The sequence below is a fragment of the Pseudomonas floridensis genome (assembly GCF_002087235.1).
Classification (GTDB): domain Bacteria; phylum Pseudomonadota; class Gammaproteobacteria; order Pseudomonadales; family Pseudomonadaceae; genus Aquipseudomonas; species Aquipseudomonas floridensis.
The window spans coordinates 58234-72940 of sequence record NZ_MUIO01000023.1; the positions used below are offsets into that span (position 1 = coordinate 58234).

Here is a 14707-nt window from a genome sequence, read left to right on the forward strand (position 1 = left end):
AGTTCCTTGGGGTTCAAGCCCTGCCTGTCCATTGAAGGAGGAAACTGCGTGGCGTTTCAGTTGAAAACCCTGGCCCTTGCGGGCCTGCTGTTATTCACCGGCAGTTTCCACGTACAAGCGGCGGATGTGCCTGCATTGCCCATGAGCGCCGCAGTCCCCGCCGATGACAAGGCCGCTGAAAAACCGGACAGCAAGGCGGCCGATAAAGCCGATACCAAGGCCGACGCCAAAACGCCGGACAAACCTGACGCCAAACCTGCTGATGAAGCCGATCCCGCCGCAACCGACCCTGCCGCAGAGCTGATCGTGCAGGGTGGGCTGCTCGGCGCGATCAGCACCAGCATCGATGACGTTCAGGAGAAGCTCAACCTCGACGAAAACCTGCTGGATGCCTGGCGCCTGCGCGCTGACCGTGCCGCGGACGAGCTGGAAAAGCTGGTCAACAAACGCACCACCCGCTCGCCCTGGAGTGTCGTCGGCGACTTCCTGATTCTGTCCTTTGTCTGGATGGCGGCCTTCGCGGTCCTGACCACGGTCGGTCGTTTCGTCGCTGTTCGTCTGTGCCGAACGCCGTTCATGAGCGTGCGCCAGCGCAGTCAGGCGCTGCTCAAATATGTATTGCCGTTCACGCTGCCCGCCATTGTCTGTCTGCCGCTGACGCTGTACGTCAGCCATTTCATGCCGTCTTCGGTCGGACGAGCGTTGGCGCTATGTTTCGCCTACGCCACCAGCAGCGGCATCGTCTCGACCTCGGTGTTGCTCTGCGTGATCGTGATGTTCAACTCCGGACACAAGCGCGCGGCGGTGCGCATGATCCGTCGCTATGCGCCGAGGCCGTTGTTCGTAGTCGGCTTTCTCGCTGCGCTTAGCGATGCCCTGACCAGCCCGCAGATCGCCCGCCAGTTGGGCAGTAACGTCACCACCAGCGTGGCCGTGTTCACCGGGCTGTTCGCCTCGGTGGTGTTCTGCATGCTGATCATCAAAGTGCGTCGCCCGGTGGCGCACCTGATCCGCAACCGGTCGTTGAGCAGTCGCTTGCAGAGGCCGGCGCTGCAACAATCGCTGAAGATCTTTTCCAACCTGTGGCACCTGCCGATTCTGTTGATGATTCTGGTTTCCGCGATCAACCTGATCGGCGCTGGCGAAGACAGCCAGGAGGCGCTGCGTTGCGCGCTGTTCACCACCATTCTGCTGATTGCCACGGTCTTCCTGAGCACTGTGTTCCAACACATGTTCAAGCCTGCCGAGGCGCTTGGGCGCGGCGGCCATGTCTACAAGGCGCGCCTGCTGAGTCTGGTCTATGCCGTGCTGCGTATCGCCCTGGCGATTACCTTCATCGAGGTGCTGGGCCGGATCTGGGGCTTCTCGATGTTCGAGTTCGCCCAGCGCAACACGTTGGGCCGGGTGATCAGCGAGTCGTTGAGCAGCATCGGCCTGATCTTCCTGGTGACGTGGTTGTTGTGGGTGGTGCTCGACACTGCGATTCAGGAAGCGCTCAAGCCTCCGATCAATCACCGCAATGCGCGTCAGCCCAGCACCCGGATCAAGACCATCCTGCCGCTGCTGCGCAATGCGGTGAAGATCGTGCTGGTGGTGATCTGCGCAATCACCACCATGGCCAACCTGGGCATCAACGTCGCACCGCTGCTGGCCGGTGCCGGTGTGGTCGGTCTGGCCATCGGTTTCGGTTCGCAGCAGTTGGTTCAGGACGTGATCACCGGTCTGTTCATCATTGTGGAAGACACCTTCTCGATCGGCGACTGGGTGGTGCTCAGCACCGGCCATTCCGGCACGGTCGAGAGCCTGACGATCCGCACCGTGCGCTTGCGCGACGGCAAGGGCTTCGTGCATTCGGTGCCGTTCGGGCAGATCAAGGCCGTCACCAACCAGTCCCGTCAGTTCGCCTACGCCTTCTTCTCGGTGCAGTTCACGTATGACTCGGACATCGATGATGCTCTGGCGTTGATCCGGGAAGTGGGCCAGTCGATCACCGAAGACATTCTGCTCAAGAACAACCTCCAAGGTCCGCTGGAAGTGTTCGGCGTGGACCGCATGGACCTTAACGGCGTGGTGTTGACGGCGCAGTTCCGGACGTCGTCGGGCGGCCAGTACGCAGTGGGCCGTGCATTCAATGAGCGGCTCAAGCGGCTTGTGGATAAGAACCCGAACGTGCGCTTCGCTCAGACTTATCCACAGGTGGTCATGACGCCTGGCCTCAGCGCGCCTCAGGGCGGCACCGAAGCCGAAGGGCCGCCGGCTCCTGCGCCATCTCCCACTGCGCCACCCTTGTCCAAGGGCAACGGCGCGCCCGGCCCTGCGGCGACGTAACGCGCCATTAACCCGCCAGGCTGCGCAACTGTTGGGGGTTGGCAGCCAACGTGTTATGTTTGCAGGCGTTTTTCACTTGTTCATTTGATGATTCCGATACCGAGCCTGCTGACTCTATGCGAATGCGCCTTATGCTGTTGGGCGGCGGGAATGCCCTCGGGCAGGCGTTGATTCGTCTGGGTGCCGAGGAAGACATTGGCTTCCTCGCGCCGCGTCCACCGCAAGACGGTTGGGATGCGGCGAGCCTGACGCAGCTGCTCGATGACACCCGTCCCGATGCCTTGATCAACCTTGCTTACTACTTCGACTGGTTTCAGGCGGAGAGCGTGAGCGAGGCGCGTCTGACTCGCCAGGAGCGCTCCGTCGAGCGTCTGGCCGAACTGTGTCAGCACCACAACATCACCCTGGTCCAGCCTTCCAGTTACCGGGTCTTCGATGGCTCGCGCGCCACGGCCTACAGCGAAAAGGACGAGCCCGTGCCGCTCGGTCTGCGCGGTCAGGCGCTGTGGCGGATCGAACAGAGCGTGCGTGCGGCCTGCCCGCAACACGTACTGGTGCGCTTTGGCTGGCTGCTCGACGACAGTGTCGATGGCGTGTTGGGCCGCTTTCTGTCGAACGCCGAGAAACCTCAGGAATTGCTGCTCGCCGATGACCGTCGTGGTAACCCGACGCCAGTGGACGACGCCGCTCGAGTGATCATTTCGGTCCTCAAGCAGCTCGATTGCGAAGCGCCGCTGTGGGGCACTTATCACTACGCTGGACACGAGGCCACCACGCCGCTGGCGCTGGGGCAGGCGGTGCTCACCGAAGCGCGTCTGCTGCATCCGCTGGCCGTCGAGTCGCCGACCGCGCAGGCCCACGCAGCACGTCCCGATGCCGGTGAAGAACCGCAGCATGCGGTGCTGGCCTGCAAGAAAATTCTTCATACCTTCGGCATCAAGCCCCGCGCCTGGCGCGCCGGCCTGCCAAGTCTGCTGGACCGGTACTACCGACATGTCTGATGCTCCTGTTTTGATCACTGGCGGGGCGGGCTTCATCGGCTCGCACTTGACCGACGCGTTGCTGGCCCGCGGCCATGCGGTGCGCATCCTCGACGATCTGTCGGCGGGCAAACGCAGCAACCTGCCGCTGGATAATCCAAAGGTCGAGCTGATCGTAGGCGATGTCGCGGATGCTGCGCTGGTCAAGCGAGCGGCGCAAGGCTGTCAGGCGGTCGTGCATCTGGCAGCGGTCGCGTCTGTGCAGGCGTCGGTGGACGATCCGGTGCGTACGCATCAGAGCAACTTCATCGGCACCCTGAACGTCTGCGAAGCGATGCGCGAAGCCGGCGTCAAACGTGTGATCTTTGCCTCCAGTGCCGCCGTGTATGGCAACAATGGCGAAGGCGAAGCCATCACCGAAGACACCACTAAAGCGCCGCTGACGCCCTATGCGTCGGACAAGCTGGCCAGTGAGTTCTACCTGGATTTCTACCGTCGCCAGCACGGGCTGGAGCCGGTGATTTTCCGCTTCTTCAACATCTTCGGGCCGCGTCAGGATCCGTCTTCGCCGTACTCCGGCGTGATCAGCATTTTCGCCGAACGCATCGAGAAAGGCCTGCCCATCAGCGTGTTCGGCGATGGCGAACAGACCCGCGATTTCTTCTACATCGGCGATCTGGTCAAGCTGCTGCTGCAGGGACTAAATCTGGATAGCGCCATCGAAGGCGCCGTCAATGTCGGCCTGAACCAGACCACCTCGCTCAACGAATTGCTCGCCGCGCTGGCGCAGGTTACAGGCAAGCAACCGCAGGTCAGCTATCAGGCACCGCGCTCAGGCGATATCAAGCATTCGCGGGCCAGCAATCAGCGGCTCCTCGAGCACTTCAATATCGACGAACCTACGCCTTTGAACACGGGGCTGGCGCTGTTGATGGGACGCTGATACACGATCAGTGTGAAGGCGGCCCCCCGATCGTGCCAATGCTCCGTTTTGGCATGCCGCCCAGGCCGCTGCGCGTCCGCGCTCGGTATCGAGGCTGTAGGATCATTCTGTCTTTTTTGTAGTTGCGACTTTTGATCTTCTCAGCGGACATAACGACTCCTAGTATCCGTCGCCTTTTTACAGCGGACGTACGGCATGCAGGACGAAAACGATGTTGATAAGCGCCCCAAAATTGTGGTGCGCGAGGTACCTGGCGAGTTTGTCGTCGATGACTTCATGGACAGGTATTCGGATTATCTGGATGCTGCGATTAGTGGTCAAAACGACGCAGGCTCATTCCCGCTCAGATTTCTGAGTATTTGCGGTTTTGCCCTGTTTGGGGTTGGATTCTTGACGATCCTGTTAGGTCCCGAGACCGTTCAATACAGCAGAGCGACCGGGCCAACCTTTTTCCAATACCTGCAACTGTATCCAGGTCCTATTGCGTCGCTTGGCTTGCTCATAGCGCATTTCGGCAGCTATATAGCCGCTCGCGGCAACACTGTTTTGCAGACGCCGGAGCAGTTTCTCAGTGCCCATTACGAATTGGAGTTTCCAGGAGGAAGTAAAGGCCCACGGTTATTCTCGACCGTTCACATAGACAGTGGCACGTTCAAGGCACTTGAGCGCCCATAAAAGCAAAGGCACCCATCCGGGTGCCTTTCTGTTTTAAACGATTGAAGCGCGGTGGATCAGAACTTGTAACCCACGCCGACCATATAGACCCACGGGTCGATTTCCACATCCACCTTGGTCCGGCCGACCGCCAGTGCCGACGGTCCGTCCACCGTTGCCTGGGTGTTGATGTCGACGTACCAGACCGAGGCATTGAAAAGCACGTTGTCGGTGATCATGTAGTCCATGCCCAGTTGTGCGGCCAGGCCGACCGAGTCCTGCAGCTTGAGGTTACTGAAGCCCTGATTCTTGCGGTCACCCGTCAGGTCTTCATCGAAGAACATGGTGTAGTTGATACCCACGCCGGCATAAGGCTGGAACCTGGACGAAGGCTCCATCGGGTAGTACTGCAGCGACAGGGTAGGCGGCAGGTGTTTGATATCGGCCAGCTTGCCATCGAGGCCAGGGCCCAGACCTTTCACCGCGACGGTGTGACTGAACGGCGTGGCGGCCAGCAGTTCGATACCGATGTGCGGGGTGAGCATGTAGGCGAAGGTCAGTCCCAACTGAGTATTGCCATCGAGCGTGGCTTTGGTGCCGGACACCTTGGAGCCGTCGAGTCTGACCTCGCCGCTGTCTTCGTTGGGTTGAACGTGCGCAGCACCGGCGCGAACGATGAAGTCACCCGCCTCGTACGCGTTGGCGGCAGTGGGGGCGGCGACGGCGAGCGCGACCAGAGACGCGCGAAGCAAATGCTTGTTCATTGAGGCTCCAGGAAATCAGTCAAAATTTATGGGCGTAATGTTAAAGCGCTGTCGAGCGGCGACTTTGACTCAGCTCAATGAAATCGCTGGGAACCCCGTTCTCCTCATGTATCCGGCAATTCGTAGACAAAAATCTTGTCTGCCTGCATCTGATAACCCGCTTCTGCCAGTTCGCTGGTAGACGATTTGGCCTGCATCGGTCCTTCGATCCAGTACGGCTGATACAGCTCATCGACCTTCACACCCAGCTCACTCGTGACATGCACGATCTGGTTCGCCGGCGGCGGCGGCACATGAATGCAGGCGCCGAAATACGGCACCAGCAAAAACTCGATCACTCTGCCTTCCTCACTGACCTCCAGCGGCACGATATAGCCCGGCAAACGCACCTGCTTGCCATCCAGTGCCTTGACGACCGGTGCATGCGGCGCCAGTTGACTGGCCGCCGGTGCCTGCTCCATGGCCAGAGCATCGGACATCTTCGACAAGTCGTGCATCGGCGTGGTCACCGGCTTCACGACAGGTGCATCGGGCGGAATCATCTCCGCCCAGGTCAGTACACGCGGCTCGGCGGCCCACACCGAGGTGGTGGCCCAGAGCAACAGAGTGAGTAGCATGCGCCGCATTATGAAGGTCCTCATAAACGAATCGACAGACCATCTGCCAGTGACTGCCTGTAGGCTCGCCAGGCTGGCACGGTTCCCATCAACAGCGCGCAAGCGAGGATGCCACCCAGCAGTTGCCATTCATATTGGCCAGGTGGCATAGGCGAGAGGTACAAACCGTAATTATTTATTACGTAATCCTGTGACACGAAGATACCGATATAGAGCAGTGCGAGGCCACTGATCACGCCCGTTAGCGCCAGCGCGAAGGCTTCCAGAATCAGCAGGCTCGCGATATGCCAGGGCCTGGCGCCGACCGAACGCAGGATGGCCATTTCCCGCCGTCGCTCGTTGAGGCTGGTCAGGATCGCAGTCAGCATTCCGATCAGTCCGGTCAGCACCACGAACAGCGAAATCACGAACAGGGCTTTTTCCGCCGTGCCCATCAGGCTCCACAGTTCTTGCAAGGCCACGCCCGGCAGAATCGCCAGCATCGGCTCGCCGCGGTATTCGTTGATCTCGCGTTGCAGGCTGAACGTCGAGATCTTGCTGTTCAAACCGAGCATGAACGCGGTGATCGCGGTCGGCGTCAGGTCCATGTTGCGGGCCTGATCGGCGGAAATTCGCTCGTTGCCGCGAGCCGGCGCGCCGTTGTGCCAGTCGATATGGATGGCTTCCATGCCGCCCAGGCTGATGTGCAGCGTGCGGTCGACCGGTGTGCCCGTGGGCTTGATGATGCCGACCACGGTGAATGGCTTGTCGTCATGCTTGACCAGACTGATCGCCGCCACACCGTGGGCCAGCACCAGCTTGTCGCCCAACTTGTAATGCAGCGCCTTGGCCACTTCCGAACCGAGTACGACTTCGAAGGGATCGGTCTTGAATTCACGTCCTTCGGCCAGCTCCAGATGCTGCTGGCGACCGAACTGATAGTGCTCGAAGTAGGCCGCGCTGGTGCCCATCACCCGGTAGCCGCGGTGCGAGTCGCCCAGCGAAATGGGGATCGCCCATTTCACCTGTTTGCTCTGGGCAAAATGCTCGAAGCTGTCCCAGCGAATGTTGTTGGTGGCATTGCCGATGCGAAACACCGAGTACAACAGCAGATTGATCGAACCGGAACGAGCGCCGACGATCAGGTCAGTGCCGCTGATGGTGCTGGCGAAACTGGCGCGGGCTTCGGTGCGCACGCGTTCGACGGCCAGCAACAGGCAGACCGACAGCGCAATGGCGAAGGCCGTGAGAAACGCGGTGAAGCGGCGGTTGGCCAGACTGGCGATGGCCAGACGAAACAGATACATCTCAAATCTCCACGGCAACGGCGGCGCGATTCAGGTCGCCAAGCGACAGGTTGCGATCGAAAAGCGGCGCCAGACTCTGATCATGGCTGACGAACAGCAGGCTGGCACCGGCTTCCCGGCATTCCGCGAACAGCAGACGAATGAACGCTTCACGCGAGTCGGCATCCAGCGCGGACGTCGGTTCATCGGCTATCACCAGCTCCGGCTGACCAATCAGCGCTCTTGCGGCCGCCACGCGTTGCTGCTGGCCGATGGACAGCGAGTCTGCGCGGCGCATCAGCATGGCCGGGTCTTTCAGGCCCAGGTGAGTGAGCAGGGTCGTGGTCGCCTTCTCAACGCTGCCGTGACGCTGTTTCGCACGTTCGGCACGAACTTTGGAGAAGTGACAAGGCAGCTCGATGTTCTCGCGCACAGACAGAAACGGCAGCAGGTTGAACTGCTGGAAAATGTAGCCGGTGTGGTCGACGCGAAAACGGTCACGTGCTCCGGCCGACAGGCTCGACAGTTCCTGACCCAGCAGGCGGATGCTGCCGCTGGTAGGTTTCTGCACGCCGCCCAGAAGCCCCAGTAGCGTGGTCTTGCCACTGCCGCTCGGGCCTTTGAGAAACAGGGTTTCGCCGGTTTTCAGTTGAAATTCGCGGATGTCGAGAAGCTGCGGCTGGCCCGGCCAGTTGAAGCTCAGGCCGGACAATTCGATCAGTGCTTGGGTCATGGTCTGACTCACGCTTGGTTGAAAATTAAAAGACCGGGCCAGGCCCGGTCACTGTGCCGCGAAGGGCATCAGAATTTCAGCGTGGGGTTCGCTGCAATCACTTCTGCACCCGACTGGCCACTTGGCGAGATCAGTTGTACCTGAAGCTTCTTGGTGTCGGGAAAGGTTTTGAAGATCTGCGACAGGTCCAGCTTCTTCAGGATCGCAGGCGCATCACAGACGAACTTGTAATGGCCGTGAATTTCACTGTGTTCGTGGTGATCCGCGTCACCTTCTTTCTTGGCGTCACCGTGATCATCCTCATCCTTGTCGCCGAACAGCGGGCTTTCCAGCTTGACCGAAGTGGCCGAGCAGTTCGCCGCGTCGGCAATGCTGAACAGTGCATTGGGCTTGAGCAGCAACTCGCGAGCCTTGGCCACCTTGGCCTTGTCTTCAGCGGTGGTTGCTTCGTGCTCGAAGCCCACGATGTTCATGGCCGGGCTGTCGAACTCGAATTCCAGCGTCTTGCCTTCCAGCACCACGTCCAGACGTCCGACACCATGTTCATGTGCGCCGAGGCTGCCGTGTTCGCCATGATCATGGTCGTGATCGTGTTCTTCGGCGGCGTGGGCGACAGCGAGTGGCAGCAGGGCGAAGGGCAGGGCGAGTAACAAACGGCGCATAACGGACTCCGGAGCGACAGTCTTGAGAAAAATCGTTATGTGATCTTATAACAAGTCGTTGTCTGCGTGAGGGTTTTTTCCGCGTTGCCCGGCTGTCGCAGGTGTGGCGGGCATAGTCCGGCTGGAGGTTATGCCGAACCGTTCTCATGCTGCATTCCGTCAGGTTCTAAGCTCATTGGGTAGCCGCTGTGCCGATGCAGGACGCGTCGTCAGTGATTTCTACGCCCTCACGGACCTGCACCGCCTCAAGGAAGACATTCATGAGAAAGCTCCATCCCAACGTTGAAATCCTGCGCGCGGTCTACAAGGATCTGACTCGAATCGCCGAATTCGCCGATCAGGACATCGTACTGCACAAGGCGGATCGCGGTGCCCGTGGCGGCTTGTCCATGGTCATCGGCAGGCGCTCGGTGCACAACCACGAGCTGGACCTGATCGAGCACACCCGGCAGACCCTGTGTATGGAGGTGCACGAGATCGTGGCCGATGATCACTTCGGCTCGGTCATGGGCTGCCTGCACGCAACTTGTGAACGCAAGAAAATCACCATGCCGTTCTGCGGGTTGTGGCGTTTTCGCGACGGCAGGATCGTCGAGCATTGGGAGAACGTCTATGACATCCGGGCGTTCGCCAGCTTTCTGTTGGGCGACGACTCGGTGAGCAGCCGCTGGCTGTATGACTGAGCATGGGAATGCGTGCTCGGCTGTGGGAGCATGGGCGCCTGATTGTCAGCAGGTACCTATCATGTTGCGTATTCGTGGAACCGTTGGTCAGTGGCCAGTGGATTTGACTTTGGAACTGGACGAAAACGATTGGGCTCAACTGGGCGCGCAATTGAAGGCTTCGGCTCCCGAAGCGGCGACACCGGTCGTTGAAAGCAGGCCCGTGAACCAGGATGACAAGGCTTGGCAGGTGGCGCAGGACGTTTTGCAAAAGGCCGGGCAGATGAGCGGGCCGGATTTGCTGGCGCAGTTGGAGGGTGTGGCGGGCAGTACGGCGGCGGGCAAACGCTTGCTGGTGCGCCTGCGCCATTGCGCCAATGTGAAAGTCGAGAGCGGGGCGGATGCGCCGCTGTACAGCTGGGTTGCGGCGACCTGAGATAACACGCGTCGAGCCTGGCCTCTTCCGGAAGCCAGGCCCGATAGCGAGGTTAGTACAGCGCCGCGAACAGCTTGCGACGGTACATTGTCACCAATGGGTGATCGTTGCCCAGCAGATCGAACACTTGCAGCAGCGTCTTGTGCGGCAGGCCTTCGGCGTAATTGCGGTTACGGATGAACAGCTTGAGCAGGCCATCCAGCGCTGCCTCGTACTGCTGACGGGACAGCTGTTGAATCGCCAGTTGGTGGCACGCTTCGTCGTCCTGCGGGTTGTGCGCCAGACGGCTTTTCAGCTCGGCAGCATCCGGCAGCGTGGCTGCTTCGGCCAGGAAGGTCAGCTGTGCTTTCGCGCCTGCCAGTTCGGCTTTGTGGGCGTCGCCCTTGACGGCATCCAGTACCTGACGCGCTTCGCTCAACTCGCCACGTTCGGCCAGGCAGCGCGCATACAGAATCAGCGCGGCGGCGTTGGTGTTGTCTTCACCCAGCACGACCTTGAGCATGGCTTCGGCTTCAGCGAAGCGGCTTTGTGCGAACAATTCCTGCGCCTGCTTGAGCGGGTCGGCAGCGGGAGGCGGTGGCATGACCACATGCTGTTCCAGCATCTTGCGGATTTCCGATTCAGGCTGAGCACCGGCAAAACCGTCGACCGGCTGGCCGTCCTTGAACAGCACCACCGTCGGCAGACTGCGAATGCCGAAACGGGCCACGACGTCCTGCTCGATGTCGCAGTTGACCTTGGCCAGCAGCAATTCGCCCTGATAGCTCTCGGTGATCTGTTGCAGCAAAGGCATCAGCACTTTGCAGGGCGCACACCATTCAGCCCAGAAGTCCACCAGCACGGGCTGGTCGAATGACTTGTCGATCACCTGTTGATCGAACGTCGCCGTGGTTGCGTCGAAGATGTAAGCAGTGTCCTGGCTCATTGTGCGTCTCGGAGAATCTGAATGCCGCCAACTATAAAGCTCGCAGGGCAATGCTGAAAGCGATGTCTCCGAGAGCCGACCATGAGCGCGTTTGTCGTCGCTGAAGTGTCGAGTGTCTGATCGTCAGCCGCGAACCGCGTGATACAGACTCACGTCGCGAAACTCATGGGGTTCGGCCAGATCGGGCAGGGTAAGCGCGTGCAGCATACTCAGGCGCTGATACGCGGGATGCTGAAAATCCCGAACGCGTGAATCGGCCACCAGCGCTTCGCGACCCCGACTCAGGAAGTGATCCAGTAAGGGCAGGTTGGCGCGGTCGTAAAGCACATCGGCAACTAGAATCAGGTCGAAGCGGTCCTCCTCGGCGAAGAAGTCCGTCGAGTAGCTCAGTTGGACCTCATTGAGGTCGGCGTTGGCTTTGCATGCGGCGATGGCCAGCGGATCAAGATCGCATGCCACCACCTCGAGCGCACCGGCTCTGGCGGCTGCAATCCCTGCCACGCCTGAACCAGCACCGAAATCCAGCACGCGTTTACCGTTGACCCGGTGCGGCTGCTGCGCGAGAAAGCGCGCCAGCGCCAGACCACTGGCCCAGCAGAAACTCCAGTAAGGCGGCTCTTCCAGGATGCGGCGTGTTTCATCGGGGCTGAACGCGCGGTCCATGTTGTCGGCGTCGATCAGCCACAGCTGCAGCTCGGTCTGCGGCAGCGCGGTCACGACCAGTCGGGCATCGCCGAGCAGTTCGTGCAGCGCCTTTTGCAGGTGTTGCGGGGCAATCATGGGGCGCTGACGAACTGCAACTGTCCCAGTGTCTGGGTCGTGGCCTGCTGAATGCGCATCGAGGGCAGATGCAGAATCAGTTGTCCCGACTTGCTGGCCCGACCACGCAGTTCGACTCGGCCGTCCACCGGAAAGGCTTCCGGATTGAAGCGCAACTGGAAGGGCAGTGACTGGCCGTTACCCTGCAGTTTGGTGCTGGTCAGCAGTTTTTGCGGCCGATTGCGATCGTCGATGACCAGCATCGCCAGTTCCACCTCGGCACCCGCCGGAACGCCCAATAGCTGGCCGCTCAATTCACGTTGATAAGGCAGCAGCGGACCGGGGCCGGTCGGGACCTTGGCCACGGGCGCGGCAGGTTTGGCCGGGACCGGCTCAGGCGCGTCATTGCTGCTGCAGGCGGCCAGCAAACCGAACAGGCCGAGCAGAAAAAGAGGGCGTAGCGTCATCAAGAGCTCCACAAGACAAAAAACGAAAGGCTGTACGACGCCGGATACCGATGCAGTATTGCCGAGCTCGGGCAATTTCACATCATGTTGCTGCGCGTCTATATACCGCAAACCCCAAGCCTTGTCTTGCCAGCGGGATGCGCTAACATGGCGCTCCTCATTCTTTTGTTGCCTGCCACTATGCACTGTCCCTTCTGCGGTGCCAATGACACCAAAGTCATCGACTCCCGCCTAGTCGCCGAAGGCGAACAAGTACGCCGCCGTCGCGAGTGCCTGGCCTGCGGCGAGCGCTTCACCACATTCGAAACCGCCGAGCTGGTGCTGCCGCGCCTGATCAAGACCGACGGCAGTCGTCAGCCCTTCGATGAAGAAAAACTGCGCGCCGGCATGCAGCGCGCCCTTGAAAAGCGGCCCGTGAGTGTCGAACGTCTCGAAGCGGCGCTGGCGCACATCAAGCACAAGCTACGGGCCACAGGCGAGCGCGAAGTCAAATCCCTGGTGGTCGGCGAGCTGGTCATGGCCGAGCTGCAGAAGCTCGATGAAGTGGCTTACATCCGATTCGCCTCGGTCTACCGGCGCTTTCAGGACCTCAACGAATTCCGTGAAGAAATCGATCGTCTGGCCCGTGAGCCAGGCAAGGAATGAGTGCATTGTTGACTGAACAGGCTGCTCTGGACGTTCATTACATGGCGCGGGCGCTGGAACTGGCGCGCAAGGGCTTGTATTCCACCCACCCCAACCCGCGGGTCGGCTGCGTCATCGTGCGCGACGGACAGATTGTCGGTGAAGGCTGGCACGCCCGCGCCGGTGAACCCCATGCCGAAGTCCATGCGTTGCGTCAGGCAGGCGATCTGGCCAGAGGCGCAACCGCTTATGTCACCCTTGAGCCATGCAGCCATCACGGTCGAACGCCGCCATGTGCCGATGCGCTGGTCAACGCCGGTCTGACGCGGGTGGTGGCCGCCATGCAGGACCCCAACCCCGAAGTGGCCGGGCGAGGTCTGCTGCGGCTGATGACAGCGGGTATTGCGGTTCAGTGCGGCGTGCTTGAAGCCGAAGCGCGGACGTTGAACAAGGGGTTCATCAAGCGCATGGAGACGGGGCAGCCCTACGTGCGGGTCAAGCTGGCGATGAGTCTGGACGGCCGGACCGCCATGGCCAGTGGTGAAAGCCAGTGGATCACCGGCCCCGAGGCGCGCTCTGCGGTTCAGCGTCTACGCGCCCAATCGAGCGTGGTGCTGACCGGTGCCGATACCGTACTGGCCGACAAGGCGCGGCTGACCGTGCGTCCGGATGAGCTGGGCCTGAGCGCCGAACTGACGGCATTGGCTGCCGCCCGCCCACCGTTGCGCGTGTTGATCGACGGCCGTCTGCGTGTGCCGCTGGACGCGCCGTTCTTTCAGGCCGGTAACGCTCTGGTCGCGACCTGTGCAGCGGCGTCGGCCCGTGGGCGCTACCACGATGAAGGCCATGAAATCGTCGCCATGGCCGACAGCGCCGGTCACGTAGACTTGCGCAAGCTGCTCACCGAACTGGGCGCGCGCGGCGTCAACGAGGTGCTGGTCGAGGCCGGTCCGCGTCTGGCCGGTGCCTTCACCCGTCTGGGGCTGGTCGACGAGTTCCAGATATTCATGGCTGGCAAGTTTCTCGGCTCGTCCGCACGGCCGTTGCTCGATCTGCCACTGGCGCAGATGAGCGAGGCGCTGGAGCTGAACATCGTCGAAATGCGTGCCGTCGGCAATGACTGGCGAGTCATTGCTCTCCCTGTGCGCGCACCCGGCGTATAATTCCCGGCTTTCGCTAAACGCGAAGCCCTTGTTCTCCAGGAGGACTCATGTTTACCGGCATCATCGCATCCATCGGCAGCATCCGCGCCCTGACCCCTAAAGGCGGCGATGTCCGCGTTTATGTGGAAACCGGCAAGCTCGACCTGAGCGACGTCCAGCCAGGCGACAGCATTGCGGTCAACGGCGTGTGCCTGACCGCCGTCGAACTGCCCGGCGACGGCTTCTGGGCCGATGTCAGTCGCGAAACCCTGACCGTCACCGCCTTTGTCGACCTCAAGGCCGGCAGCCGCGTCAATCTGGAAAAGGCTCTGACGCCAAGCTCGCGTCTGGGCGGCCATCTGGTCAGCGGTCACGTCGATGGCGTGGGCGAAATCGTCTCGCGTGAAGATAACGCTCGCGCGATCCAGTTCCGGGTGCGTGCGCCGCGAGAACTGGCCAAATACATCGCCCACAAAGGCTCGATTACGGTCGATGGCACCAGCCTGACCGTCAACTCGGTCAACGGCGCCGAGTTCGAACTGACCATCGTCCCGCACACGCTGAGCGAAACCATCATGTCCGACTACCGTCCAGGCCGTAAGGTCAACCTGGAAGTCGACCTGCTGGCACGTTATCTGGAGCGTCTGCTGCTGGGTGACAAGGCTGCGGAGCCGGGCCACGGCACGATCACGGAAAGCTTTCTGGCCGAGAACGGCTACCTCAAATCCTGAATTGATTGAAGGGGG

17 protein-coding genes are annotated in these 14707 nt (G+C 60.9%); 9 read left to right on the forward strand and 8 right to left on the reverse strand.

All coding sequences use genetic code 11. The features are described from left to right. Positions 1-48: 48 nt before the first annotated feature. The 4 genes from BZK31_RS08825 to BZK31_RS08840 all read left to right on the forward strand — a co-directional run bounded on the left by BZK31_RS08825 (position 49) and on the right by BZK31_RS08840 (position 4926). Positions 49-2328 carry a mechanosensitive ion channel family protein gene (locus tag BZK31_RS08825; protein WP_083182326.1) on the forward strand — a complete coding sequence of 760 codons (2280 nt, stop codon included), beginning with the start codon at positions 49-51 and terminating at the stop codon, positions 2326-2328. 116 nt (positions 2329-2444) lie between these two features. Then, positions 2445-3329: a sugar nucleotide-binding protein gene (locus tag BZK31_RS08830; RefSeq protein WP_083182327.1), complete on the forward strand. Its 885-nt coding sequence runs from the start codon at positions 2445-2447 to the stop codon at positions 3327-3329. After that, a complete protein-coding gene (locus BZK31_RS08835) occupies positions 3322-4251 on the forward strand; it encodes an NAD-dependent epimerase/dehydratase family protein (RefSeq protein WP_083182328.1) in 930 nt (309 codons plus the stop codon). Before BZK31_RS08830 ends, BZK31_RS08835 begins: the two co-directional genes overlap by 8 nt. A 195-nt stretch (positions 4252-4446) precedes the next feature. Next, positions 4447-4926 (forward strand): hypothetical protein, encoded by a 480-nt coding sequence (locus BZK31_RS08840; RefSeq protein ID WP_083182329.1) that lies wholly within the window; start codon positions 4447-4449, stop codon positions 4924-4926. A gap of 56 nt (positions 4927-4982) precedes the next feature. Here BZK31_RS08840 and BZK31_RS08845 read toward each other — a convergent pair whose 3' ends face one another. The 5 genes from BZK31_RS08845 to BZK31_RS08865 form a co-directional block, all read right to left on the reverse strand. Continuing rightward, positions 4983-5669: an OmpW/AlkL family protein gene (locus BZK31_RS08845; protein ID WP_083182330.1), complete on the reverse strand. Its 687-nt coding sequence runs from the start codon at positions 5667-5669 to the stop codon at positions 4983-4985. 104 nt (positions 5670-5773) lie between these two features. Continuing rightward, a complete protein-coding gene (locus BZK31_RS08850; RefSeq protein WP_167377890.1) occupies positions 5774-6295 on the reverse strand; it encodes a DUF3299 domain-containing protein in 522 nt (173 codons plus the stop codon). 11 nt (positions 6296-6306) lie between these two features. After that, positions 6307-7572 carry an ABC transporter permease gene (locus BZK31_RS08855; RefSeq protein ID WP_083182331.1) on the reverse strand — a complete coding sequence of 422 codons (1266 nt, stop codon included), beginning with the start codon at positions 7570-7572 and terminating at the stop codon, positions 6307-6309. A 1-nt stretch (position 7573) separates the two neighbouring features. Continuing rightward, positions 7574-8284, reverse strand: a complete 711-nt coding sequence (locus BZK31_RS08860) for an ABC transporter ATP-binding protein (protein WP_083182332.1) — start codon at positions 8282-8284, stop codon at positions 7574-7576. 68 nt (positions 8285-8352) lie between these two features. Continuing rightward, positions 8353-8946: a DUF2796 domain-containing protein gene (locus BZK31_RS08865; RefSeq protein ID WP_083182333.1), complete on the reverse strand. Its 594-nt coding sequence runs from the start codon at positions 8944-8946 to the stop codon at positions 8353-8355. A gap of 260 nt (positions 8947-9206) precedes the next feature. Here BZK31_RS08865 and BZK31_RS08870 point away from each other — a divergent pair, with 260 nt between their 5' ends. After that, a complete protein-coding gene (locus BZK31_RS08870; RefSeq protein ID WP_083182334.1) occupies positions 9207-9629 on the forward strand; it encodes a nuclear transport factor 2 family protein in 423 nt (140 codons plus the stop codon). A 61-nt stretch (positions 9630-9690) separates the two neighbouring features. Then, positions 9691-10044 (forward strand): hypothetical protein, encoded by a 354-nt coding sequence (locus BZK31_RS08875; protein WP_083182335.1) that lies wholly within the window; start codon positions 9691-9693, stop codon positions 10042-10044. A 52-nt stretch (positions 10045-10096) separates the two neighbouring features. Here BZK31_RS08875 and trxA read toward each other — a convergent pair whose 3' ends face one another. From trxA to BZK31_RS08890, 3 genes are all read right to left on the reverse strand, one after another. Further along, the gene (gene trxA, locus BZK31_RS08880; RefSeq protein ID WP_083182336.1) at positions 10097-10969 is read right to left on the reverse strand and encodes a thioredoxin; all 873 of its coding nucleotides are present in this window, start codon (positions 10967-10969) and stop codon (positions 10097-10099) included. Between the two features lie 123 nt (positions 10970-11092). After that, positions 11093-11749, reverse strand: a complete 657-nt coding sequence (locus BZK31_RS08885; RefSeq protein ID WP_083182337.1) for a class I SAM-dependent methyltransferase — start codon at positions 11747-11749, stop codon at positions 11093-11095. Further along, positions 11746-12195 carry a YbaY family lipoprotein gene (locus tag BZK31_RS08890; RefSeq protein WP_083182338.1) on the reverse strand — a complete coding sequence of 150 codons (450 nt, stop codon included), beginning with the start codon at positions 12193-12195 and terminating at the stop codon, positions 11746-11748. The genes BZK31_RS08885 and BZK31_RS08890 overlap by 4 nt, the downstream gene beginning before the upstream one ends. A 180-nt stretch (positions 12196-12375) precedes the next feature. On the opposite strand from BZK31_RS08890, the gene nrdR reads away from it, so the two are divergent. The 3 genes from nrdR to BZK31_RS08905 are packed head-to-tail and all read left to right on the forward strand — an operon-like array spanning position 12376 to position 14692. After that, complete coding sequence (nrdR, locus tag BZK31_RS08895; RefSeq protein ID WP_083182360.1) at positions 12376-12840, forward strand: transcriptional regulator NrdR; 465 nt, start codon at positions 12376-12378, stop codon at positions 12838-12840. Further along, complete coding sequence (gene ribD, locus BZK31_RS08900) at positions 12837-13982, forward strand: bifunctional diaminohydroxyphosphoribosylaminopyrimidine deaminase/5-amino-6-(5-phosphoribosylamino)uracil reductase RibD (protein WP_083182339.1); 1146 nt, start codon at positions 12837-12839, stop codon at positions 13980-13982. Before nrdR ends, ribD begins: the two co-directional genes overlap by 4 nt. A 47-nt stretch (positions 13983-14029) precedes the next feature. Next, complete coding sequence (locus tag BZK31_RS08905; protein WP_083182340.1) at positions 14030-14692, forward strand: riboflavin synthase; 663 nt, start codon at positions 14030-14032, stop codon at positions 14690-14692. Positions 14693-14707: the final 15 nt, after the last annotated feature.

Bases quoted from the DNA above. Each gene is read 5' to 3' on its own strand.
- BZK31_RS08865 (WP_083182333.1), bottom strand. From the start codon at position 8,946: ATGCGCCGTTTGTTACTCGCCCTGCCCTTCGCCCTGCTGCCACTCGCT.
- BZK31_RS08875 (WP_083182335.1), top strand. From the start codon at position 9,691: ATGTTGCGTATTCGTGGAACCGTTGGTCAGTGGCCAGTGGATTTGACT.
- BZK31_RS08905 (WP_083182340.1), top strand. From the start codon at position 14,030: ATGTTTACCGGCATCATCGCATCCATCGGCAGCATCCGCGCCCTGACC.
- BZK31_RS08855 (WP_083182331.1), bottom strand. From the start codon at position 7,572: ATGTATCTGTTTCGTCTGGCCATCGCCAGTCTGGCCAACCGCCGCTTC.
- trxA (WP_083182336.1), bottom strand. From the start codon at position 10,969: ATGAGCCAGGACACTGCTTACATCTTCGACGCAACCACGGCGACGTTC.
- BZK31_RS08885 (WP_083182337.1), bottom strand. From the start codon at position 11,749: ATGATTGCCCCGCAACACCTGCAAAAGGCGCTGCACGAACTGCTCGGC.
- BZK31_RS08845 (WP_083182330.1), bottom strand. From the start codon at position 5,669: ATGAACAAGCATTTGCTTCGCGCGTCTCTGGTCGCGCTCGCCGTCGCC.
- BZK31_RS08890 (WP_083182338.1), bottom strand. From the start codon at position 12,195: ATGACGCTACGCCCTCTTTTTCTGCTCGGCCTGTTCGGTTTGCTGGCC.
- BZK31_RS08830 (WP_083182327.1), top strand. From the start codon at position 2,445: ATGCGAATGCGCCTTATGCTGTTGGGCGGCGGGAATGCCCTCGGGCAG.
- BZK31_RS08835 (WP_083182328.1), top strand. From the start codon at position 3,322: ATGTCTGATGCTCCTGTTTTGATCACTGGCGGGGCGGGCTTCATCGGC.
- nrdR (WP_083182360.1), top strand. From the start codon at position 12,376: ATGCACTGTCCCTTCTGCGGTGCCAATGACACCAAAGTCATCGACTCC.
- BZK31_RS08860 (WP_083182332.1), bottom strand. From the start codon at position 8,284: ATGACCCAAGCACTGATCGAATTGTCCGGCCTGAGCTTCAACTGGCCG.
- BZK31_RS08840 (WP_083182329.1), top strand. From the start codon at position 4,447: ATGCAGGACGAAAACGATGTTGATAAGCGCCCCAAAATTGTGGTGCGC.
- BZK31_RS08870 (WP_083182334.1), top strand. From the start codon at position 9,207: ATGAGAAAGCTCCATCCCAACGTTGAAATCCTGCGCGCGGTCTACAAG.
- BZK31_RS08850 (WP_167377890.1), bottom strand. From the start codon at position 6,295: ATGCGGCGCATGCTACTCACTCTGTTGCTCTGGGCCACCACCTCGGTG.
- ribD (WP_083182339.1), top strand. From the start codon at position 12,837: ATGAGTGCATTGTTGACTGAACAGGCTGCTCTGGACGTTCATTACATG.